General features: G+C 65.9%; 20 protein-coding genes and 1 pseudogene. 12 read left to right on the forward strand and 9 right to left on the reverse strand.

The features are described from left to right. Positions 1-8: 8 nt before the first annotated feature. Together hemW and rdgB are read right to left on the reverse strand one after the other, a co-directional pair. Positions 9-1,229: a radical SAM family heme chaperone HemW gene (hemW, locus tag IB257_RS04285; RefSeq protein ID WP_192327981.1), complete on the reverse strand. Its 1,221-nt coding sequence runs from the start codon at positions 1,227-1,229 to the stop codon at positions 9-11. 37 nt (positions 1,230-1,266) lie between these two features. Further along, the gene (gene rdgB, locus IB257_RS04290) at positions 1,267-1,890 is read right to left on the reverse strand and encodes an RdgB/HAM1 family non-canonical purine NTP pyrophosphatase (protein WP_054454093.1); all 624 of its coding nucleotides are present in this window, start codon (positions 1,888-1,890) and stop codon (positions 1,267-1,269) included. A gap of 206 nt (positions 1,891-2,096) precedes the next feature. Between rdgB and IB257_RS04295 the strand changes: the two genes are divergently transcribed. Further along, a complete protein-coding gene (locus IB257_RS04295) occupies positions 2,097-3,950 on the forward strand; it encodes an EAL domain-containing protein (protein ID WP_225588736.1) in 1,854 nt (617 codons plus the stop codon). Positions 3,951-4,100: 150 nt separating this feature from the next. On the opposite strand, the pseudogene IB257_RS04300 reads toward IB257_RS04295, so the two are convergent. Then, positions 4,101-5,576, reverse strand: a pseudogene (locus IB257_RS04300) (methyl-accepting chemotaxis protein); the annotation flags it as partial. Between the two features lie 170 nt (positions 5,577-5,746). Here IB257_RS04300 and IB257_RS04305 point away from each other — a divergent pair. Together IB257_RS04305 and IB257_RS04310 are read left to right on the forward strand one after the other, a co-directional pair. Beyond that, the gene (locus IB257_RS04305; RefSeq protein WP_054454089.1) at positions 5,747-6,907 is read left to right on the forward strand and encodes an acyl-CoA dehydrogenase family protein; all 1,161 of its coding nucleotides are present in this window, start codon (positions 5,747-5,749) and stop codon (positions 6,905-6,907) included. A gap of 16 nt (positions 6,908-6,923) precedes the next feature. Beyond that, the gene (locus tag IB257_RS04310) at positions 6,924-8,300 is read left to right on the forward strand and encodes an MmgE/PrpD family protein (protein WP_175213449.1); all 1,377 of its coding nucleotides are present in this window, start codon (positions 6,924-6,926) and stop codon (positions 8,298-8,300) included. Between the two features lie 65 nt (positions 8,301-8,365). Here the strand turns inward: IB257_RS04310 and rph are convergent, their stop codons facing one another. Next, the gene (gene rph, locus IB257_RS04315) at positions 8,366-9,100 is read right to left on the reverse strand and encodes a ribonuclease PH (protein ID WP_054454085.1); all 735 of its coding nucleotides are present in this window, start codon (positions 9,098-9,100) and stop codon (positions 8,366-8,368) included. Positions 9,101-9,281: 181 nt separating this feature from the next. Here rph and IB257_RS04320 point away from each other — a divergent pair, with 181 nt between their 5' ends. The 3 genes from IB257_RS04320 to IB257_RS04330 all read left to right on the forward strand — a co-directional run bounded on the left by IB257_RS04320 (position 9,282) and on the right by IB257_RS04330 (position 11,077). Continuing rightward, entirely contained in the window at positions 9,282-10,214 is a 933-nt protein-coding gene (locus IB257_RS04320; protein WP_119451588.1) for a YicC/YloC family endoribonuclease, read from the forward strand. A gap of 237 nt (positions 10,215-10,451) precedes the next feature. Beyond that, positions 10,452-10,796 carry a type II toxin-antitoxin system RelE/ParE family toxin gene (locus IB257_RS04325; protein ID WP_175160446.1) on the forward strand — a complete coding sequence of 115 codons (345 nt, stop codon included), beginning with the start codon at positions 10,452-10,454 and terminating at the stop codon, positions 10,794-10,796. Then, positions 10,793-11,077, forward strand: coding sequence for a DNA-binding transcriptional regulator (locus tag IB257_RS04330; protein WP_082400972.1), 285 nt, complete (start codon positions 10,793-10,795; stop codon positions 11,075-11,077). The genes IB257_RS04325 and IB257_RS04330 overlap by 4 nt, the downstream gene beginning before the upstream one ends. A gap of 7 nt (positions 11,078-11,084) precedes the next feature. Here IB257_RS04330 and IB257_RS04335 read toward each other — a convergent pair whose 3' ends face one another. Both IB257_RS04335 and IB257_RS04340 read right to left on the reverse strand, forming a co-directional pair. Further along, positions 11,085-12,644: an amino acid permease gene (locus IB257_RS04335; RefSeq protein WP_054454080.1), complete on the reverse strand. Its 1,560-nt coding sequence runs from the start codon at positions 12,642-12,644 to the stop codon at positions 11,085-11,087. A 134-nt stretch (positions 12,645-12,778) separates the two neighbouring features. After that, entirely contained in the window at positions 12,779-14,278 is a 1,500-nt protein-coding gene (locus tag IB257_RS04340; protein WP_370127645.1) for an AMP nucleosidase, read from the reverse strand. Positions 14,279-14,589: 311 nt separating this feature from the next. Between IB257_RS04340 and IB257_RS04345 the strand changes: the two genes are divergently transcribed. Further along, positions 14,590-15,189, forward strand: a complete 600-nt coding sequence (locus IB257_RS04345) for a C40 family peptidase (protein WP_054454079.1) — start codon at positions 14,590-14,592, stop codon at positions 15,187-15,189. A 100-nt stretch (positions 15,190-15,289) separates the two neighbouring features. Here IB257_RS04345 and IB257_RS04350 read toward each other — a convergent pair whose 3' ends face one another. After that, entirely contained in the window at positions 15,290-16,060 is a 771-nt protein-coding gene (locus IB257_RS04350) for an SDR family oxidoreductase (protein WP_054454077.1), read from the reverse strand. 332 nt (positions 16,061-16,392) lie between these two features. Here IB257_RS04350 and IB257_RS04355 point away from each other — a divergent pair, with 332 nt between their 5' ends. The 5 genes from IB257_RS04355 to IB257_RS04375 all read left to right on the forward strand — a co-directional run bounded on the left by IB257_RS04355 (position 16,393) and on the right by IB257_RS04375 (position 21,312). Then, entirely contained in the window at positions 16,393-17,097 is a 705-nt protein-coding gene (locus IB257_RS04355) for a c-type cytochrome (RefSeq protein ID WP_192491914.1), read from the forward strand. Then, positions 17,094-18,011 (forward strand): c-type cytochrome, encoded by a 918-nt coding sequence (locus tag IB257_RS04360; RefSeq protein ID WP_175160442.1) that lies wholly within the window; start codon positions 17,094-17,096, stop codon positions 18,009-18,011. The genes IB257_RS04355 and IB257_RS04360 overlap by 4 nt, the downstream gene beginning before the upstream one ends. Positions 18,012-18,112: 101 nt before the next feature. After that, the gene (gene gmk / locus IB257_RS04365) at positions 18,113-18,745 is read left to right on the forward strand and encodes a guanylate kinase (protein WP_082400970.1); all 633 of its coding nucleotides are present in this window, start codon (positions 18,113-18,115) and stop codon (positions 18,743-18,745) included. Positions 18,746-18,789: 44 nt separating this feature from the next. Continuing rightward, entirely contained in the window at positions 18,790-18,993 is a 204-nt protein-coding gene (gene rpoZ / locus IB257_RS04370) for a DNA-directed RNA polymerase subunit omega (RefSeq protein ID WP_006219679.1), read from the forward strand. A gap of 21 nt (positions 18,994-19,014) precedes the next feature. Then, positions 19,015-21,312 carry a bifunctional (p)ppGpp synthetase/guanosine-3',5'-bis(diphosphate) 3'-pyrophosphohydrolase gene (locus IB257_RS04375; protein ID WP_054454071.1) on the forward strand — a complete coding sequence of 766 codons (2,298 nt, stop codon included), beginning with the start codon at positions 19,015-19,017 and terminating at the stop codon, positions 21,310-21,312. Positions 21,313-21,359: 47 nt separating this feature from the next. On the opposite strand, the gene glnQ is transcribed toward IB257_RS04375, so the two are convergent. After that, positions 21,360-22,088, reverse strand: coding sequence for a glutamine ABC transporter ATP-binding protein GlnQ (gene glnQ, locus IB257_RS04380; protein WP_054454067.1), 729 nt, complete (start codon positions 22,086-22,088; stop codon positions 21,360-21,362). Then, the gene (glnP, locus tag IB257_RS04385) at positions 22,085-22,741 is read right to left on the reverse strand and encodes a glutamine ABC transporter permease GlnP (RefSeq protein ID WP_054454065.1); all 657 of its coding nucleotides are present in this window, start codon (positions 22,739-22,741) and stop codon (positions 22,085-22,087) included. The genes glnQ and glnP overlap by 4 nt, the downstream gene beginning before the upstream one ends. Between the last annotated feature and the right edge of the window lie 75 nt (positions 22,742-22,816).

Consider the following 22,816-nt stretch of genomic DNA (forward strand, 5'->3'; position numbering starts at 1 on the left):
CATGAACGCTACAGGAACATTTCCTGCAGGTCGTTGAGGAATCTCCAGCCCAATGGAGTCGCCCGCAGCCGGGTCGGATCGGCGTCCAACAGCCCGCGCTTGGAGGCCGCCTCCAATTGGTGCGCAATGGCGGCCAGCGACAGGCCGGTACGCTCGTTGAACGCGGTGGCGGCTACGCCGTCCTTCAGGCGCAGGGCGTTCAGCATGAACTCGAACGGCAGTTCGTCCGGCCCGACCTGGCGGCTTTCGGCGATGTGGCTGCCGTCGCGGGCCATGGCGGCCTGCATCCACGAGTCGGGCCCGCGCAGCCGCGCTTCGCGCACGATGCGGTCATGGAAGGACAGCTTGCCGTGCGCCCCCGGGCCCAGGCCCAGGTAATCGCCAAATTCCCAGTAATTCAGATTGTGCCGGCAGCGCGCGCCGGGCTTCGCGTAGGCGGAAACCTCATAGCGGGCAAGGCCGGCCGCCGCCAGCTCGGCCTCCACCGCGTCCTGCATGGCGGCGCTGGTGTCGTCGTCGGGCAGGTCCTGGGGGGGGAACTTGGCGAAGACGGTATTGGGCTCCATCGTCAGGTGATAGAGCGACAGGTGCTCGGTGCCAAAAGCCACGGCCTGCCGCAGATCGGCCACACAGGCCTCCAGGGTCTGGCCGGGCAAGGCGAACATCATGTCCAGGTTGACGCGCGAGACCGCACGCTGCGCCATCTCGATCGCCGCCCTCGCCTGCGCGCTGTCATGGATGCGGCCCAGCTTCTTCAGCTGCGCATCGTCGAAACTCTGGATCCCCAGCGAAAACCGCGTCACGCCGCTGGCGGCGTAGTCGCGGAAACGCCCGGCTTCGGCCGTGCCGGGATTGGCTTCCATGGTGATTTCGGCGTCGGGCCACAGGTTCAGACAGGCGCGCAGCATCGCCAGCAGTTCGTCCAGTCCTTCGGACGACAGCAGGCTGGGCGTGCCTCCGCCGATGAAGACGGATACCACCTGCCGCCCCCAGATCGAAGGCAGCGCCTGCTCCAGATCGCTGCGCAGGGCATCCAGATAGGCGCGTTCCGGGATTTCGCCCGGCGCCGCGTGGGAATTGAAGTCGCAATAGGGACATTTGCGCACGCACCACGGCACGTGCACATAGACGGACAGCGGCGGCAGGCTGGTCAGCGTGGCGCCGGCCGGCAGCTTCAGGCGCGACGGTTGCGCGCCCATGTCGTTGCGGATGGGAATGATGATGGACATGCGTAATTCCTGAACCGGGCGCCACGCGGCGCCCTAGTCAAGCCTGGCTCAGCTTGCTCAACAGTTCGCGCAGGGCGCGGGCGCGATGGCTCAGCCGGTTCTTTTCCTCGGGCTCCAGGGCGGCGGCGGTCAGGGCCTGGTCGGGCAGGTAGAAATGCGGATCGTAGCCAAAGCCGTTGGCGCCTTCGGGCTGGTCGATGATCTCGCCATGCCACAGGCCTTCGCCTATCAGGGGCCGCGGATCGTTCTCGGAACGCACCAGCGCCAGCACCGCCACGTACCAGGCGCTGCGGTCGGCCACGCCGGCAAGATTGCGCACCAGCAGTTCGTTGTTGGCCTGATCGGATTTTTCGCCGCCCAGCATCTTGGCATAGCGCGCCGAATACACGCCAGGCGCGCCATCCAGCGCCGCGACGCACAGGCCGGAATCGTCGGCCAGGGCCGGCAGTCCCGTCAGGCGGCTGGCATGGCGAGCCTTGGCCAGCGCGTTCTCGACGAACGTCACGTGCGGCTCTTCGGCCTCGGGCACGCCCAGTTCGCCCTGGGGCACAAGCTCGATGCCCAGGGGCGCGAACAGCGCGGAAAACTCGCGCAGCTTGCCGGCATTGTTGGAGGCGAGCACCACGCGGCGCAGGGAATCGGGAATCTTGGGAGCAGTCATGGGGCAAATTGTATAGGGCGCGGGCCCCATCCGCCGCCCGCGGGCGGCATGCCCCCGCGAGGCGAAAGGATATACCTCGCTCCAGGGTTGACAGTGATACTGACCCTAATTGAATATGGCGCGCCTGCCATCGACGAAACAACGCGGACATATTTTGTTGTCAATATGATCAAACTTGTCACTGATAGTATCTGAACGCACCGGCGATGGACCCCATTCACGCTTTGCCCCGGCCGGTAGCGGCCCGCGCGCCCTCATCCCCCCTGGACAGCGCGTCAGCGCACGTGAGCCTGGCTGGCATCCTGCGGGAACGGCTGCTGCGCCCACGCTTCCAGCCCGTGGTCGATCTTTCGCACAGCCGCATCTACGGCCATGAAAGCCTGATCCGCGGCCCCGTCGACACCGCCCTGCACTTTCCCGACGCCTTGTTCGCCGAGGCCCGCCGCCAGGGCCTGCATCCGCAGCTGGAGCTGGCGAGCTTCCGCGCCGGTGCGCAGGGCTTTCACCAGCACGACGCCTCCGGCATGCTGTTCCTGAACCTGTCCGGTTCGGCGCTGCTGCACTACTGGACCCTGTGGGGCGAGGAAATGCCCGAGCGCCTGCTCAAGAATTGTTCGCTCGCGCCTTCCAGCATCATCGTCGAACTCACCGAGCAGGATCCGCTGTCCGAGCACATGGCGGAGCTGTCCAGCGCATTTGCCTGCCTGCGGGCGCATGGCATGCGTGTCGCGCTGGACGACTACGGCGTGGGCAACTCCAATCTGCAGCTCTGGGCCGAGATGCAGCCGGACCTGGTCAAGATCGACCGCTATTTCTTCGACGGCATCGGCCAGGACGAGCGCAAGCAGAACATGGTGCGCGCCATCCTGAAAGTGGCGCAGCACCTGGGCACCACCATCGTTGCCGAAGGCATCGAGACCGCCGAGGACCTGGCCGTGGTGCGCGAGCTGGACATCCGCTACGCGCAAGGCTGGCTGCTGGGCCGGCCGGAGGAAATGCTGCTGACCGAGCTGGCGCCGCCGCTGCGCGATTCGCTGCGCCAACGCGCGCCGGCCGCAACGCCCGCCCGCGGCGTCGGCGGCACGGCGGCCAGCCTGCGCGTCGAAGCGCCGGCGGTACGGCTGACCGGACACACCAATGACGACGTGCACCGGCTGTTCATCGAACACAAGGAAATGCACGCGGTGGCGGTGATCGACGACGACAACCGGCCGGTCGGCATCATCAACCGGCGCGATTTCTCGGAACATTACGCCCAGCGCTACACGCGCGAGCTGTTCGGGCGGGACGCCTGCTCCACCTTCATGAATGCCGAACCGGTGCTGGTGGACCTGAACGTATCCATCGACCAGTTGAGCCACGTGCTGATCTCGGAAGACCAGCGCTATCTGATGGACGGCCTGATCATCACGCGCGAAGGCCGCTACGACGGCCTGGCCACCGGCGAAACCTTGGTGCGCTCGGTCACCGAGATGCGCATCGAGGCGGCGCGCTACGCCAATCCGCTGACCTCGCTGCCTGGCAACATCCCCATCAGCCGCCACATCGCCACGCTGCTCGAAGACGCCGACGACTTCACCATCTGCTATGGCGACCTGAACAACTTCAAGCCCTTCAACGACGTCTATGGCTATTGGCGCGGCGACGACATGATCATGTTGACCGCCGAAGTCATCAAGCGCCACTGCGATCCGCAGCGCGACTTCGTCGGCCATGTGGGCGGCGATGACTTCGTGGTGCTGTTGCGCAGCCCCGACTGGATGGCGCGCGCCCAGCGCATCATCGCGGAATTCAACGACCGCGCCATGGACCTGTACGACGACCAGGGCCGCCGCAACGGCGGGATCGAGGCCGAGGACCGCTACGGCGTGCCGCGCTTCTTTCCCTTCGTGACGCTGGGCGTGGGCGCCCTCACCGTCACGCCATCGCTATGCGAGCGCATCCGCCCTGAGGACATCGCGTCGGCCGCCGCTCACGTCAAGCACAAGGTCAAGCACGGGAACCTGTCGCTGGTGGCCGAGCGCTACACCGGCGGCATCCTGCCGCAGCTGGATAGCTGAACCCTGCCCGGCCGCGCCATCGGCCGGCTGGGCGATCTGGAACACCGCCACGGCCCGGCGCAGACCTTGCGCCTGGGCTTCCAGCGCGGCGGCAGCGGCCGCGGTCTGCTCCACCATGGCGGCATTCTCCTGCGTCGAGCGTTCGATGTCCGCCACCGCATGGTTCACCGAGGCGATGCCCGCCGCCTGCTCGGCCGTCGCGCTGGAAATCTCGGCCACGATCTGCGTGACCCGGTCCACCGATTGCATCATGTCGCGCATGGTGTCGCCGGCCACGCTGACCTGACGCACGCCCGCCTGCACGCGCGCCGCGGAGTCCTCGATCAGGCCCTTGATTTCCTTGGCGGCCTGCGCGCTGCGCTGGGCGAGCGAGCGCACCTCGCCCGCCACCACGGCAAAGCCCTTTCCCTGCTCTCCCGCGCGCGCCGCTTCCACCGCGGCATTGAGCGCCAGGATATTGGTCTGGAACGCGATGCTGTCGACCACGCCCACGATCTCGCCGATGCGGCGGGCGCTTTCGGCGATGCCCTGCATGCTCTGCACCACTTCCTCCACCGCCGCGCCGCCGCGCTGCGCCAGTTGGGTCGCGCCCAGCGCCTGGCGGCTGGCCAGGTCGGCGTTGCCGGCGGTCAGCTGCACCGTTTGCGCCAGCTGCATCATGTTGGCCGACGCTTCCTGCAGCGAGCCCGCCTGACGCGCGGTACGGTCCGACATGTCCGCCCCGCCCGCGGCGATCTCGCCGGAACCGGTATGGATTTCCTCGACGCCATGGCGCACCGAGGCCACTGCCGCCGACAGCCCTTTCTGCATGCGTCGCATGGCGCTGTACAGGACGCCGATCTCGTTGTCGCCGCGCATGGCGATCGCACCCGTGAGGTCGCCGTCGGCGATGCGGTCGAAATGCGCCCCTGCTTCATTCAGCGGCCGCAGGATGCTGCGGCGGAACGCCAGGCGGATCAGCACAGCCAACAGCAGCACCAGCGCCAGCACCCCGGCCGCCACCGCGATCACCCGCTGCAGCGTGAGGCTGGCGCTGGCCACGGCCGCCTGCCCCTGATCGCGGGCGTAGGTCTGGTAGGCGTCGGCCTGCTTGACGTAGGCAGCGCCGCTGGCCGGCAGCGCCTTGTCCACCAGGCGGTTCACCTCGATCCCGTTCCAGCCCTTGATCGCCGCATGCATGGGCGCCAGCGTCTTGTCCGCGAAGGCGGCGTAGGCCGCCAATACGCCATCGAACAACGGCACGCCCTCGGCGCTGATGTCGGGATTGGCGCGCAAGCGTCCCAGGCTTTCCCCGGCCTGCTTGAGCAGCGCCTCGGCGTGCGCCAGCGACTCGTTGCGCGCCTCTTCCAGCCCGCCTTCCATCGCCGTCTTGGCATCCGTCAGCGCCGCGCGCACCTGGAACAGCCGGCTGGTCATGTCCGCCAGGTCGCCAGCCCGTTCGATGCTGCCCCGGCCCAGCGCTTCGATGTCCGCCCGGTTTTCCCGCAGCACCGTGATTGCCCCCGCCGCCGCCAGCGCGAACAGCACCACGAACAACGCAAGAATGGCCGACAACGCCGTCGTGACCCTGATGTTTTTCCGCATATCAGTCCATACAAAACCTGCCGCCAGCGGCGGCGTTCGCATGGATTATGGACACCCAGTTTGGCAATTTCTTGACACAACCCCGGCGCCAGGATGACAAACTCCCGTCATGAAACCGAACCCCGTATTAAGCAATTGTGAATTGGCAGGGGCGGCGGCATGCGGCACATTCCACGGTGTACCGATCCATTACTCATACAGAAAACAGCATCATGACCAACGCCTCCCACGCCTATCAGGACATCCGCGAAGCCGTGCGCGACCTCTGCGCCCAGTTCCCCTCCGAATACTTCCGCAAGGTCGATGAAGAACGCGGCTATCCCGAAGCCTTCGTCCGCGCGCTGACCGAAGCCGGCTGGCTGGCCGCGCTGATCCCGCAGGAATACGGCGGCTCCGGCCTGGGCCTGACCGAAGCGTCTGTCATCATGGAAGAAATCAACCGCAGCGGCGGCAATTCCGGCGCCTGCCACGGCCAGATGTACAACATGGGCACGCTGCTGCGCCACGGCTCCGAAGCCCAGAAGCGTGAGTACCTGCCGCGCATCGCCGCTGGCGAACTGCGCCTGCAGTCCATGGGCGTCACCGAACCCACCACCGGCACCGACACGACCAAGATCAAGACCACCGCGGTCAAGCGCGGCGACCGCTACGTCATCAACGGCCAGAAGGTCTGGATCTCGCGCGTGCAGCACTCCGACCTGATGATCCTGCTGGCGCGCACCACGCCGCTGGACCAGGTCACGCGCAAGTCCGAAGGCATGTCCATCTTCCTGGTGGACCTGCATCATGCCGTCAAGCACGGCATGTCGATCCGCCCGATCCCCAACATGGTCAACCACGAGACCAACGAGCTGTTCTTCGACAACCTCGAAATCCCCGAGGAGAACCTGATCGGCGAGGAAGGAAAGGGCTTCAAGTACATCCTGGACGGCCTGAACGCCGAACGCACCCTGATCGCCGCCGAATGCATTGGCGACGGCTACTGGTTCGTGGACAAGGTCACCGCCTACGCCAAGGAGCGCATGGTGTTCGGCCGCCCCATCGGCCAGAACCAGGGCGTGCAGTTCCCCATCGCCCGCGCCCACATCAACGTCGAAGCGGCCAGCCTGATGCGCTACGAAGCCTGCCGCCTGTTCGACGCCCACGAGCCCTGCGGCGCACAAGCCAACATGGCCAAGCTGCTGGCTGCCGACGCGTCCTGGGAAGCCGCCAATGCCTGCCTGCAATTCCACGGCGGCTTCGGCTTCGCCACGGAATACGATGTGGAGCGCAAGTTCCGCGAAACCCGCCTGTATCAGGTCGCGCCGATCTCGACCAACCTGATCCTGTCCTACGTGGCCGAACACATCCTGGGCCTGCCCCGCTCCTTCTGACCGGACCCCGACATCAATGACCGCTGCCAAAGATATCCCGCACCTGAGCGCCGAACTCGCGGCCTTCGCCGCCAACCTGCGCTATGAAGACATCCCGGCGCCGGTGCTGCGCCGCGCCGAGGACCTGTTGCTGGACTGCCTGGCGTCCATTCTGGCGGGCGCTTCGGCGCGCGCGGTGCAGGCCATCGACCGCTACGCCGCCGCCATGGGTCCGGCCGACGGCCCCAGCGAAGTCCTGATCACCCGCCGCCGCACCACGCCGCTGTTCGCCGCCATGGTCAACGCGGCGGCCGCCCACGTGGTCGAGCAGGACGACGTGCACAACGGTTCCGTGTTCCACCCCGCCGCCGTGGTGTTCCCGCCTGCGCTGGCCGTGGCGCAAGCGCTGGGCCGCTCGGGCCGCGACCTGCTGGTCGCCTCTGTTGCGGGCTACGAAGTGGGAATCCGCGTCGGCGAATTCCTGGGCCGTTCGCACTACAAGATCTTCCACACCACCGGCACCGCAGGCACGCTGGCCGCCGCCGTCACCACCGGCCGGCTGCTGAACCTGTCCCCCGAGGAAATGCTGCACGCGCTGGGCTCGGCCGGCACGCAGGCTGCGGGCCTCTGGGAGTTCCTGCGCGACGCCGCCGACTCCAAGCAACTGCACACCGCCAAGGCCGCGGCCGACGGCATCACCGCCGCCTATCTGGCGCGCGAAGGTTTCACTGGCGCGCGCCACATCCTGGAAGGCCCGCAGGGCATGGCGGCCGGCATGTCCACCGACGCCGACCCGAGTCGCCTGTGCGACCGCTTGGGCGAACGCTGGGCGCTGGCCGAGACCTCGTTCAAGTTCCACGCTTCCTGCCGCCACACCCACCCCGCTGCCGACGCGCTACAGCAAGCGCTGCGCGACAACAAGCTGACCGAAGCCGACATCGAGCGCGTCGTGGCCCACGTGCACCAGGGCGCCATCGACGTGCTGGGGCCGGTAGTCAATCCGCAGACCGTGCACCAGTCCAAGTTCTCGATGGGCACTGTCCTGGCCCTGATCGCCCGCCAGGGCCGCGCAGGCCTGGCGGAATTCGATGCCGGCCTGGACGATCCGGGCGTGGCCACGTTCCGCGGCAAGGTCGAAATGGAACTCGACCCGGAGGTCGACGGGGCCTACCCTCAGCGCTGGATCGGCAAGGTCACGGTCTACACCCGCGACGGCCGCAAGCTGCATGGCCGCGTGGATGAACCCAAGGGCGATCCGGGCAATACCCTGAGCCGGGCGGAAATCGAGGACAAGACGCTAAGCCTGGGCCGCTACGCGGACGCCGCTACCGAGCAAGAGCTGCGCGGGCTGATCGCCGCGATCTGGAATCTGGAAAAGGCGGAAAAAATGGGAATGCTGCTGGCGTCGAAGTAAAGCCTGCAGACGAATCTACGGGTTGGCCGCGGGGTGCGCGTCCAACCCGTTTCTTTTGGCGCCGATCAGGCCAGCGCCGCGCGCTGCGCCCGCACCAGGCCGGCGATGCCGCTTTCGGCCAACACCAGCATCGTGTCCAGTTCCGCGCGGGTGAAGGTGGCGCCCTCGCCCGTGCCCTGCACTTCCACGAATGCGCCGCTGCCGGTCATGATCACGTTTACGTCGGCGTCGCAGGCCGAGTCTTCCTCGTAATCCAGGTCCAGCACCGCGCGACCTTGTACCAAGCCGACCGACACCGCTGCCACCGCATCGCGGATCGGGTTCGCGGCGAGGTCGCCGCGCTGCATCAGCAACGCGACGGCGTCGGCCGCGGCCACCCAGGCGCCGGTAATGCTGGCGCAGCGCGTGCCACCGTCGGCCTGCAGCACGTCGCAGTCCAGGTGCAGCGTGCGTTCGCCCAGCGCCTTCATGTCGAACACGGCCCGCAGGCTGCGGCCGATCAGGCGCTGGATTTCCTGGGTGCGGCCGCTCTGCTTGCCGCGCGCGGCCTCGCGGTCGCCGCGCGTATGGGTGGCGCGCGGCAACATGCCGTATTCAGCCGTTACCCAGCCTTCCCCCTTGCCCTTCAGAAAAGGCGGTACCTTCTCAAGTACGCTGGCCGTGCACAGCACATGGGTGTTGCCGGCCTTCACCAGCACCGAACCTTCGGCGTAGCGCGTGAACCCGCGCTCCAGGCTGAACGGCCGCAGTTCGTCGACGGCGCGGCCCGAAGGACGGGCGATGGCGGGGGTAGTGGTCACAGGCAAACTCCAGACGTGGCTTAGATCCGCCGCATTGTACGGGGTGGCGCCGCAGGAAAACGCCGCTTGGAGTATCCTGCCGCGATATAACCGGTACAAATGAAAGGGTCCGCGCCGAAAAACCGGCTGGCGCGCACACCCGCCGGTTCCCAATAAAAAGCATTACCAGGACACGCACATCATGATTCGCAGCATGACCGCTTTCGGCAACGCCCGCGCAGATCTCGAGCAAGGCACGCTTGCGCTCGAATTCCGCAGCGTCAACAGCCGCTTCCTTGACCTCTACTTCCGCCTGCCCGACGAATTGCGCCACGTGGAAACGCCGCTGCGCGAATTGCTGACCGCCAATCTGGCGCGCGGCAAGGTCGAAATCCGCGTTTCCTACACGCGCAACGCCAGCACCGACCTGTCCAAGCTGGAACCGGCCTGGCTCGAAAGCCTGGCCGAACAGTTGCAGGCCGCGCGCCGCATCCTCCCCGACATCGCCGCCCCGCGCCTGGTGGAACTGTTCAATTGGCCCGGCCAGCGCGCCAACGACGCGCTCGACCCGCAAGTCTGGGGCGCCGCCTGCATGCAGGCCGCCCAGCAGGCTCTGACCCAGCTGCAGGAAGGCCGCGCGCGCGAAGGCGAACGCCTGGCCGGCATGATGCGCGAATGCGCCGACGGCGTCGCGCGCATCGTCGAGCTGGTGCAGGCGCACCTGCCCCAACTGCTGGCGGACCACCGCGACAAGCTGGCTTCCAAGCTGCGCGAAAGCGTGGAATCCGCCTTCCCCGGCGGCTTCACCCACATTTCCGGCGCGGAACTGTCCGAACGCCTGTCCCAGGAAGCCAACCTGTTCGCCCTGCGCATCGATGTGGCCGAAGAACTCTCCCGCCTGCGCTCGCACCTGGAAGAACTGCGCCACCTGCTGGGCGACGGCGGCGGCAAACCCGCCTCCGGCAAAAAGAACGCCGGCAGCGCGGGCAAGCGCCTGGACTTCCTGTTCCAGGAAATGAACCGCGAAGCCAACACCCTGGGCTCCAAGGCCGGCAGCATGGAAGTCACCCGCGCCGCCATGGACCTGAAGCTGCTGATCGAGCAGATGCGGGAACAGGCACAGAACATCGAATAGCGGGATATGCAATGGCGCCTCTGAATGGGCGCCGGATCCTGGCGTAAAAAAAGCAGCCCTTACCTGCTGGATGGATGATCCAGTACGTAAGGGCTGCTTTTCGTCTGGTTTTAAGGGCTCGCCCGCCCCGCATTGGCCTGTAGCTGTTGATATACGTGCTTGCGTCCTGGCCTCGATGCCGGAAGTCTGACCTTGCCGAACTAATCCAATGGATTAGAATTAACTTTGCGACAAACCATGCATGGCATTGCGGAACTGCCCTCTTACATTCGTCTTGCCGACAGACTATTGCTGCCAAACGAGCGTCAAGACCTGATTGACTACCTGGCCGGGCATCCGAAGGCGGGAGACATCATGGAGGGCACCGGTGGAGTCCGCAAATTGCGCTGGCGTCGTAGCGGGCAAGGCAAGAGCGGCGGCGCGCGCATCATCTATTACTACCACGATGATCTTATGCCGCTATATTTGCTGACGCTTTTTGCGAAAAACGATAAAGCCAATCTGACTAAGGCCCAACGCAACGAGCTAGCCGGCATGGTGACTTTGCTGGTGAATATCTGGAAAGGACAAACAAGATCATGAGCACTGCATTCGACGGCATCAAGCAAGGCTTGCAAGAAGCGATTGCCCACGCGCAGGGAGATACACGCGGCGTTCGCCTGCATCGCCCCCGCGAGGTTGACGTCAAAGCCGTACGCGCCAAAGTCGGAATGACCCAGGAACAATTCGCAGCCCGATTCGGCTTTTCGACTGCCACGCTGCGACATTGGGAACGCGGTGATCGCTCACCGCGCGGCCCTGCCTTGGTACTACTTAACGTCATCGAACGGAACCCTGAGGCCGTCATCGAAGCGTTGGCTTGACCAGCCCTCACCTCGCCTCGCCCGCCGCAGGCTCCCCCCGCAGCGCTGAATCCAGATAAGCACTACGCGCCCGCGCATCCGGGAAATGCATGTCCCGGTAGTTCACGAAGCGCGAGCCGCGCGCCAGCCGGTAGCCGGCCCAGATCAGCAGGAACAGCGGAATCCCGATGTAGGTCGCGACCACGCCGCCCCAATCGATCTTGTCCTGCAGGAACGCCTGGTAGTTCTGCCCCAGGGTGATGATCAGGCAGAGCACGAAAGCGAAGATCGGCCCGAACGGGAAGAACGGCGACACATACGGCAGATCGGCCAGGTTATGGCCCTGCTTCACGTAGCCGCGGCGGAACCGGTAGTGGCTGATGGCGATGCCCAGCCAGGCGATGAAGCCCGTCATCCCGGAGGTGTTCAGCAGCCAGATGTAGACGGCGTTGGGGCTGAAAATGAAGGTGAAAAAACACAGCGCCGCCACGACCGTCGTCGCCAGCAGCGCCCACAGCGGCACGCCGCTGCGCGAGATGCGGCCGAAGATGCGCGGCGCCTTGCCTTCGCGGGCCAGGCTGTAAAGCATGCGTGTAGCCGCGTACATGCCGGAATTGCCCGCCGACAATACCGACGTCAGCACCACCGCGTTCATGACCGAAGCCGCCCCCAGGAGGCCGGCCCGCTCGAAGATCAGCGCGAAGGGACTGACGCTGATGTCCTCGACCTCGTTGCGCAACAGGTGCGGGTCGGTATAGGGAATCAAGAGGCCGATGACCAGGATGGCCGCCACGTAGAACAGCAGGATGCGCCAGAAGACCTGGCGCACCGCGCGCGGCAGGTTGCGCGCCGGGTCCTTGGATTCGCCGGCGGCGATGCCGATGAGCTCGGTACCCTGGAACGAAAAGCCCACCACCATGGCCACGCCGATCAGCGCCGCGAAGCCGCCTGAGAACGGCGCATCGCCCACGGTCCAGTTGGCCAGGCCGCCCGTTTCTCCGCCCCGGATGATGCCCAGCAGCATCATCACGCCCATGGCCACGAACGCCAGCACCGCGATCACCTTGATCAGCGCGAACCAGAACTCTGCCTCGCCGAAGCCGCGCGCCGACATGGCGTTCAGGCCGAAGGTGATCGCCAGGAACAGGGCGCTCCAATAGAAACCCGGCACGTCGGGAAACCAGTAGGCCATGACCAGTTGCGCCGCCACCAGGTCCACCGCCACGGTCACCGCCCAGTTGTACCAATAGTTCCAGCCCAGGGCGAAGCCGAAGCCGTCCTCGACATAGCGCGCGCCGTAGGTGGAAAAGGAACCGGAAACCGGCATCGCGGCGGCCAGTTCGCCCAGGCTGGTCATCAGGAAATAGACCATGATGCCGATCAGCACGTAGCCCAGCAGCGCCCCGCCGGGGCCGGCCTTGGCGATGGTCGCGCCGGAGGCCACGAACAGGCCGGTGCCGATGGACCCGCCCACCGCAATCATGGTCAGGTGGCGCGCGGACAGCGTGCGGCGCAGTTCGGAAGGCGGGTTCGCCTTCGCCTCGCGCGTGCCGCCTGAGCGACGTTCATCGTGTTCCGATGGTGCCAAAATGCATTTCCTTCAGGTCATGAAGGCACCTGTGCGCAACGCCAGGTGCCTGGGAATTTCCAAGCAACCGGCGAGAATAGCGCAAGAGGCCCCATCCGGTGAAATCGGACGGCCTCGGGGACGGATCGACGAACCTATTGAAACGCCGTTTCCATGAAGGTGCGCAGCTTGCGCGAATGCAGGCGTTCCGGCGGCATGTCGCGCAGCCGCTCCAGGGCGCGGATGCCGATTTCCAGATGTTGATTCACCTGGCGGCGGTAGAAGGCGCTGGCCATGCCGGGCAGCTTCAGTTCGCCATGCAAAGGCTTGTCCGACACGCACAGCAAGGTGCCGTACGGCACGCGGAAGCGGAAGCCGTTGGCCGCGATGGTGGCGGATTCCATGTCCAGCGCAATCGCGCGGGACTGCGCAAAACGCTCCACCAGTTCCAGATGATCACGCAGTTCCCAATTGCGGTTGTCGATGGTGGCGACCGTGCCCGTGCGCATGATGCGCTTCAGATCCCAGCCCGACAGCCCGGCCACTTCTTCGACCGCCTGCTCCAGCGCCACCTGCACCTCGGCCAACGCCGGCACCGGCACCCAGGTCGGCAGGTCGGCGTCCAGCACGTGGTCCTCGCGCACATAGCCATGAGCCAAGACGTAGTCGCCCAGGCGCTGCGAATCGCGCAGGCCCGCGCAGTGGCCCAGCATCAGCCAGGCGTGCGGGCGCAGTACGGCGATGTGGTCGGTAATGGTCTTGGCGTTGGACGGTCCCACGCCGATGTTCACCAGCGTGATGCCCGAATGGTCGCCGCGCACCAGGTGGTAGGCCGGCATCTGCGGCAGGCGGACCGCCTGGTCCTCGTCGCCCGGGCCGCTTTCGCCCCGGCGCGTGATGCGGTTGCCCGGCTCCACCAGCATTTCGTAGTCTTCGTTGCCGCTGGCCATGAGCGCGCGGGCGCGGGCGCAGAACTCGTCCACGTAGAACTGGTAGTTGGTGAACAGCACGAAATTCTGGAAATGCGCGGGCGCGGTCGAGGTGTAGTGCTGCAAGCGGTGCAGCGAATAGTCCACGCGCTGGGCCGTAAAAGGCGCCAGCGGCTTGGGCTCGCCCTCCTTGCCGCGCCAGGAACCGTTGACGATGGCATCGTCCGTCACCGCCAGGTCGGGCACGTCGAACAGGTCGCGCAGGGGCCGCTTGAGTGCCTCCAGGTGCTCGCCCTCGACGTAGGCGCCCTCGGGGAAGGCGAAATGCAGCGGAATGGGCGAATCGGACTCGCCGACTTCGACCGCCACGCGGTGGTTCTGCAGCAGCTGGCTGACCTGCTCGATCAGGTAGTCGCGAAACAGCGCGGGCTGGGTGATGGTGGTTTGGTAAATGCCCGGTTCGGCGACGTGGCCGTAGGACAGCCGGGTATCGATCGGATCGTAGGTTTCCACCACGATGCGGATGGCCGGGTAGTAGGCTCGGGCGCGCTCGCGGCCGTTGGTCGAGCCTTTCAGCACTTCACGGAAGGCGGCGCGCAGGAATGCGGTATTGCGCGCATAGATTTCGATCAGGCGCTCCACTGCCGCCACCGCATCCTGGAACGGCTCGAAGGGCAAGGCTTCTGGCCGGCTCATGGAAGACAAAGGGTGCACTGCGTTCATCATCGAGCTTTACTCCGCTTCTCATCTTATCTGTAACCGCGGCCGCTGCCGGCTTGCCGGGCCGCAGGGCCGATTGCGACGATTATGCCCGAGCCCGCGCCAGATGAAATGTCATATTCGACGGCCCGGGAAGCTGCGCGCGCCGTAACTTCCACCGACAAGAATGCTGCATTGCACTACAAATGTAATGAAACATTATTCCATTACAATCACATGGCAGTCCGGGGTTTTACGTCCCGGTGTTGCCCCCCTTTCCGCCGGCTTGCCTGTCCAGGCAAAGCCATGCCGCCCACTCCGATTCTTGAAGTGACGTAATGACGCCGCCCACGCGAAAAGCCCGAATTGCCCAACTACGCATTCCCGTATTCCTGTCAGCGCCCATCATCGCCCTGACCCTTTCCTGGATTCCCGACGCCGCCCAGGCGTCCGTCCGCTCCGAGCAGGCCCGCCCCTCGCTTACCGGCCTGCGCCTGGCCCAGGAACCCACCGTCCCCACCCTGCGCGACCGTGTCGTGCAAGCCGGCCTGGATGCCATCGGCACCCCCTATAGCTGGGGCGGCGACGATGCCGACGGTTTCGATTGCAGCGGACTGGTCCTGCACGTCTTCCGTGAAATCGCCGGCCTGGAGCTGCCTCGCACGGCGCGCGCTCAACGCACCGCTGGCGAATCCGTCGCCAACAAGCAGGATCTGCGCCCCGGCGACCTGGTGTTCTTCGCCACGCGCGGCCGCGGCGTGACCTCGCACGTCGGCATCTACATCGGCCAGAACAAGTTTGTCCACGCTCCGCGCCGCGGCACCAAGGTGCGTGTGGACGAAATGAAGAATTCGTACTGGACCAAGCGCTACGTCGGCGCCCGGCGCTATCTGGATATGCAACCGGGCCAGATGCTGGCCCAGGCGTCCGCCCGCTGACGGAAAAAATCGGGGCGTCGCTGCCGACGCCCCTGGGGGAGGCACCACAGCCTGCCGCGGCCAGTCCAGCAAGGACGCGCCGCCGCAGGCTTGCCGCGTTTCAGCCCCGGCCCACGAAGGGCATGTTGGTCGCCATGATGGTCATGAACTGCACGTTGGCCTCCAGCGGCAGGCGCGCCATGGCGGCCACCGCCTGCGCCACGTGAGCCACGTCCATGCGCGGCTCCACCTTGGTGCTGCCGTCCGCCTGCAGGATGCCTGCGGCCATGCGTTCGGTCATGTCGGTGGCGGCATTGCCGATGTCGATCTGGCCGCAAGCGATGTTGTAGGGCCGGCAATCCAGCGAAATGGACTTGGTCAGCCCGGTCACCGCGTGCTTGGTGGCGGTGTAGGCGATGGAGAACGGACGCGGCGCATGCGCCGAGATCGAACCGTTGTTGATGATGCGCCCGCCACGCGGATTCTGCGCCTTCATCACGCGAATGGCGGCTTGCGCGCACAGGAACATGCCGGTCAGGTTGGTGTCCACCACCTCGCGCCACAGCGATACGGGCAACTCCTCGATCGGCATCGCGGGCGCGCCGCGGCCGGCATTGTTGAACAGCACGTCCAGCCGGCCATATTCGCGCTGCGCCGCATCGAATAGTTCGCGCACGGCCTGCTCGTCGGATACATCCGTGGGCACCACCAGCGCCCTCACGCCGTCCTCGCCCGCCGCGGTGCGGGTGGCTTCCAGCGGTTCGCGGCGACGGCCGGCCAACACGACCCGATAGCCTTGCGCCAGGAATTCCAGCGCCACCGCGCGGCCTATGCCGGTACCGGCGCCGGTGACCAGCGCCACGCGCGGGTGTTCGATCTCGTTCGCTTGCATCGGATTCTCCTTGTTATCGATCGGCGGAATGCTACCCCAATCATTCTGGGCATGCTGCAAGCGAAGGTTCCAGCCGTGACACATTCGAACGCGTCACACGCAAGCAAAAATTACCCGGCATGGACAAGCTGCCGAATGCGCCGGAAGACCCGTTTTTCCTGCACCGATCGCGACCGACGGATCCGCGCCCGCTCAGCTATTCCGCGCAGAAAAATCTGCGCAACGCATGCCACAGGGTCGACAATCCCGTGTTGATCCGTCACAAGTCTTTATATAATTCCTGGAAATTAGCTTATTACCAAAAATCCAATAACACCCACGGAGCAGGTTCTATGACCCCACGGTCCCTACCCGCCGCACTGGTCCTGAGCGCGTTGTACGCCGCCTCGGTCGGTGCGCAAAGCGCGCCCGACGGCAAGCAGATCAGCACCCAGGGCGCCAACGGCGCGCCCGCCTGTATCACCTGCCACGGCGCCCGTGGCGAGGGCAATCCCGCCGCCGGCTTTCCGCAACTGGCCGGCATGGGCAGTGCGTACCTGGACGAACAGCTCGAAGCCATGGCCAATGGCTCGCGCGTCAGCCCGGTCATGGCCGCCACCGCCAAGGCGCTGGACCCGGCGCAGCGCAAGGCTGTGGCGCAGTACTACGCCGCGCTGCCTTCCGCGCTGGACATCGACAAACTGGCCGCCACCGCCATGCATCCGGCCAAGCCGGCGGACACCGGCGCCTGGCTGGCCACCCGCGGCGCCTGGGACAAGAACGTGCCCGCCTGCAACCAGTGCCACGGGCCGGGCGGCATCGGCGTCGGCGCGAATTTCCCCGCCTTGGCGGGCCAGCCCGCTGCCTACATCGCGGGCCAACTGCGCGCCTGGCAGCAAGGCCAGCGCCCTCCGGGTCCGCTGGGCCTGATGCCGGCCGTGGCCACGCGCCTGTCCAGCGCCGAGATCGACGCCGTCTCCGCCTACTATGCAGGCCTGCCCAAGGCCGCCGACCAGCTTGCCGCGCAAGCCAACACCGCCGCGGGAGCCCAGCAATGACCGCCACCAGCCTGCGCCTGCTGTCCGCCGCCTGTCTGTTCGCGTCCGCCGCCACGTTTGCGGCCGAACCCCGCCCGTCCTTCACGCCGCCGTCGGCCGCGTCCATCCCCGACAACGATTTCGGCAAAGCCGTGCGCGAAGGCGAACAGATCTTCCTGCACACCCCGCAGAACGCCGCCAAGTTTGTCGGCAACAACCTGAACTGCGTCAGTTGCCACCTGGACGCCGGCCGCCGGCCGGACTCCGCGCCTATGTGGGCTGCCTACGTGCTCTACCCCGCCTATCGCGCCAAGAACGGCCACGTCAACACCCTGGCCGAACGCCTGCAAGGGTGTTTCCGCTTCAGCATGAATGGCAAGGCGCCCGCCGCGGACGATCCCACCCTGACCGCGCTGCAGACCTATATGTTCTGGCTGGCCAGCAAGGCGCCCACCGGCGTGGTGCTGGAGGGCCAGGGCTACCGCAAGCTGCCCGCGCCCTCCAAGAAGGCCGACTACGTGCGCGGCAGCGAGGTCTATGCGCAATACTGCGCGGTCTGCCACGGGGCCGAGGGCCAAGGCCAAAAGAACGGCAAGCACTGGGTGTTCCCCGCCCTGTGGGGCGCGGACTCCTTCAACTGGGGCGCGGGCATGCACCAGATCGGCAATGCCGCCGGCTTCATCAAGGCCAACATGCCGCTCGGACAGGCCGGCATGCTGAGCGACCAGGAAGCCTGGGACGTCGCCTACTTCATGAATGCGCACGAGCGTCCGCAGGATCCGCGCTATACAGAGTCTGTCGCCGCGACCCGGGCCAAGTACCACGACTCCGACGACTCGCTTTACGGTATCGAGGTCAACGGCCATTTGCTGGGCAGCGACTCGCCGCCAGCCGGTGGCAAGCTGACCCAGGCCGCCGCCAAAGCGGGCGGCTGAGTCCGGCAGGCGCAGATCACGCGGCCGGCTTGCGGGTTCCCCCTGCCCGGCCGCGTGATTTGTTATTCTTCGTGTCTTAGCATCACACGCCTGCCACATTCATGTCCGCCAATCCCGGAAACGTCTTCATGGTCGTCGCGCCCAGCGGCGCCGGCAAGTCCAGCCTGGTCAAGGCCTTGCTCCAGCAAGACCCCTCCATCCTGCTCTCCATTTCCTGCACCACCCGCGCGCCCCGCCCCGGCGAGGAAGACGGCCGCGAATACCGCTTCGTGTCCACGGACGAATTCAAGCTCCTGCGCGAGGGCAACAACCTGCTGGAATGGGCGGAAGTGCATGGCAACTTTTACGGCACGCCGCGAGACCGCATCGACGAAGCCACGCGCGCCGGCCGCGACGTGCTGCTGGAGATCGACTGGCAAGGCGCGCGCCAGGTGAAGCAGCGCTTCCCCGGCGCGATCGGCGTGTTCGTGCTGCCGCCGTCCATCGATGAACTCGAAAGCCGGCTCAAGGCGCGCGGCCAGGACGCGCCCCAGGTGATCGCGCGCCGCCTGATGGCCGCGGGCGGCGAAATCGCCCACGCGCCTGAATGCGAATATGTTATTATTAATCAAGAATTTAGCGTGGCCTTGTCGGAATTGACTCAAATAGTCAGCGCCGCACGGCTGCGCTTTTCGTCTCAGGCCGCCCGCCACAGCCAGTTGTTCTCGCAGCTGGGCATCCCGGCCGAGCACTGAGCCGAACGCATTCTCCCTATCCTCCATCAGCACCAGGTGTCCTAATGGCTCGCATTACCGTCGAAGACTGTCTGAATCAAATCCCCAATCGTTTCAAGCTCACGCTGGCCGCGACCTACCGCGCCCGCGAGTTGGCGCAAGGCCATGCCCCGCGCCTGGACAGCAAAGACAAGCCCACGGTCACTGCCCTGCGCGAAATCGCGGGCGGCCTCACCGGCGTGGAAATGCTGCGTAAAGTACCCACCTGATAATCTCCGGGGGCGGCAAGCATGGCTTTTCCCGGGCTGAAGTACGCTTCATCAGGTCTGCTTGCCGCACTGCGTGCCGGCTCCCGTCTCGGGCGCCGCACCGGCAAGAAAGACAAGACTCCCCCCACGCCACCGTCCGTCGCCGCGCAAGAAGCGGCGGACGCGACCGCCTCGCCGGTCGCTTCGCTGGCGCCGCTGACCGAAATCATCGGCAGCTATCTCGACAAGAAAGACGTAGAGCGCGTGCGCGAAGCCTATCGCTTCGCGGACCAGGCGCATCTGGGCCAGTTCCGCGCCAGCGGTTCGCCCTACATCTCTCACCCCATCGCCGTCACCGAAATCTGCGCAGGCTGGAAGCTCGACGTCAACGCGTTGTCCGCCGCCCTGCTGCACGACGTGATGGAAGACCAGGGCATCGCCAAGCACGAGCTGGCCGAGAAATTCGGCCCTGAAGTCGCAGAACTGGTCGACGGCCTGTCCAAGCTGGACCGCCTGGACTTCGCCACCAAGGCCGAACAACAGGCCGAGAGCTTCCGCAAGATGCTGCTGGCGATGGCGCGCGACGTGCGCGTCATCCTCATCAAGCTGGCCGACCGCCTGCACAATATGCGCACGCTGGACGCGGTCAATCCGGAAAAGCGCCGCCGCATCGCGCGCGAAACACTGGACATCTACGCGCCTATCGCGCATCGCCTGGGCCTGAACCTGCTGTTCCGCGAACTGCAGGACCTGTGCTTTGCGGCCATGTACCCGAACCGCTATCAGGTGCTGTACAAGGCCGTGCTGGCCGCGCGCGGCAACCGCCGCGAGGTCATCACCAAGATCGCCGATTCGGTGCGGGCTTCGCTGCCCGCCGCCGGCATCGAAGCCGAGGTCACCGGCCGCGAGAAGACGCTCTACGGCATCTACCGCAAGATGGTCGACCAGAAGAAGTCGTTCTCCGACGTCCTGGACATCTACGGTTTCCGCGTCATCGTGCACACCCTGCCCGAGTGCTACCTGGCGCTGGGCACGCTGCATCAGCTCTACCGGCCCGTGCCCGGCAAGTTCAAGGACTACATCGCCATTCCCAAGGTGAATGGCTACCAGTCCCTGCACACGACCCTCGTCGGCCCCTACGGCACACCGGTAGAGTTCCAGTTCCGCACCCGCGACATGCATCACGTTGCGGAAGAAGGCGTGGCCTCGCACTGGCTCTACAAGGGCGCGGACCTGACCCTCAACGACCTGCAGAAGCGCACCCACCAGTGGCTGCAATCGCTGCTGGACATCCAGAGCCAGACCGGCGATTCCGGCGAATTCCTGGAGCACGTCAAGGTCGATCTGTTCCCCGACGCGGTCTACGTGTTCACGCCGCGCGGCAAGATCATTTCGCTGCCCCGCGGCGCGACGCCGGTGGACTTCGCCTACGCGATCCACACCGACATCGGCAACCAGGCGGTGGCCGCCAAGGTCAACGGCGAGTTCGTGCCGTTGCGCACCGAACTCAACAGCGGCGACACGGTGGAAATCGTCACATCCCCCGCCTCCCGTCCGAACGCGCAATGGCTGAACTACGTGCGCACCGGCCGCGCGCGCTCTGAAATCCGCCACTACCTGCGCACAGTCAAGTACGAAGAATCGGTGGCCTTCGGCGAACGCCTGCTGGGCCAGGCGCTGCAAGAGCTGCACATGCCCCTGCCCGCCACCGACGACCCGGCCTGGCAGAAGCTGGCGCGCAGCACCGGCGCCAGCTCGCGCGAGGAAATCCTGGCCGACATCGGCCTGGGCAAGCGCCTGGCCGCCGTGGTGGCGCGCCGCTTCGCGCCCGAACACCAGTTGGTCGCAACCACGGCCGCTGCCGTGGACGAGCTGACCTCGGCGCGCAGCGCCCCCATCCTGATCCAGGGCAATGAGGGCCAGGCGGTGCAATTGGCGCCTTGCTGCGGCCCGCTGCCGGGCGACCCCATCATCGCCGGCATGCGCATGGGACACGGACTGGTGGTGCACACCGCCGATTGCCCGGTGGCCATGCGCCAGCGCCTGCGCGAACCGGAACGCTGGATCAACGTCGCCTGGGACCCCAACAACACCGCCAAGCACCTGGCCACGCGCCTGGACATCGTCACGCGCAACGAACGCGGCGTGCTGGGCCGGCTGGCGGCGGAAGTCACGGCGGCCGACGCCAACATCGTGCACGTCACCATGCACGACGACGCGGTCGCCACGGTGTCGCTGCATCTGACGATCCAGGTCGACAGCCGCAAGCACCTGGCGCAGGTGATCCGCGCCATCCGGCACGTGCCGCAAGTGCAGAAGATCGTGCGCGTGAAGGGTTGAGCAGTTCTTCAGTGCAGGGCTGAATCGCCAGCTCTGCACTGCTCTGCTCAGGTCACGTGCTGCAGAAAATCCTTGAGCCGCTGACTGGGCGGATTGCTCAGCAATTCGCCAGGCGGGCCGTCATGCGCGATCTTGCCCGCGTCGATGAAGATCAGGCGGCTGCCCACCTTGCGCGCGAACTCCATCTCATGCGTGACCACGACCATGGTCATGCCCTCCTCGGCCAGGTCGCGCATGACTTTGAGCACCTCGTGGCGCAGCTCCGGATCCAGCGCCGACGTGGGCTCGTCGAACAGCATCAGCTTGGGCTTGATGGCCAGCGCCCGCGCAATCGCCACGCGCTGCTGCTGGCCGCCTGAAAGCTCGGACGGATAGTGGTCCATGCGCTCGGCCAGGCCGACCTTGGCCAGCAGGCTTTCGGCCAGCTCACGCGCCTCGGCGCGGCTTTGCCCACGGGTATGGATCGGGCCGAACATGACGTTTTCCAGCGCCGTCATCTGCGGGAACAGATTGAACTGCTGAAACACCATGCCCGCCTCGCGCCGGATTTCGCGCACTTGCGCGGCCCCGCCGTTCACGCTCAGGCCATCGACCAGCAGATCGCCATCGTTGATGGTTTCAAGCACGTTGATGCAACGCAGGAAGGTGGACTTGCCCGAACCCGAGGGCCCAACCACCACCACGACCTCGCCCGCGTCGATGTTCAGCGAGATCCCGTTGAGCACCACGGACTCGCCGAAAGTCTTGGTGACGTTGTGGAATTCAACCATGCTCATAGTATGCGCATCCTTCTTTCAATCAGATGCAGGCCCAACGCCATAAGGCCGGTCAGGATCAGGTAGACGATCGCCACCGCCGACCAGATCTCGACGGCGCGAAAGTTGCTGGCCATGATTTCCTGGCCCTGCCGGGTCAGTTCGGCCACGCCGATCACGATGAAGAGCGAAGAATCCTTCAGGCTGATGATGCACTGGTTGCCCAGCGGCGGAATCATGCGGCGGAACGCCACCGGCCCGATGATGTGGAAGAGGATCTTGTGGAACGGCAGCCCCATGGCCTGTCCGGCTTCCTTCAGGCCCTTGTGCACCGATAGCAGCGCGCCGCGCACGATCTCGGAAATGTAGGCCCCGGAATTGATGATGAGCGTGACGATGGCCGCCCACTCCGCGTCCACCCGGATGTTCGCCAGCAAAGGCAAGGCGAAGTAGATGAACATCACCTGCACCACGATCGGCGTGCCGCGGATGACCGCGACGTAGACCTGTGCGATGGCCGACAGGATGGGATGCCCGTAAGCCCTTGTCACGCCGGACAGCGCGCCCAGCAAAAAACCGCCGAACAAGCCCCAGAACGTGATCTTGATGGTCATCAGCGTACCCTCGAGCAGATTGGGTAGCGCGTCCCTGATTACAGTCCAGTCAAACTCCACGATATTCCCCCTATGGCGCGGCGCCGCGCCGTAGCGCGGCGGGAGCGGCGCGGGACCATACGCCCGACTGCGGCG

The sequence above is a fragment of the Achromobacter sp. ACM03 genome (genome assembly GCF_014851665.1).
Taxonomy (GTDB): Bacteria; Pseudomonadota; Gammaproteobacteria; order Burkholderiales; family Burkholderiaceae_B; genus Achromobacter; species Achromobacter aegrifaciens.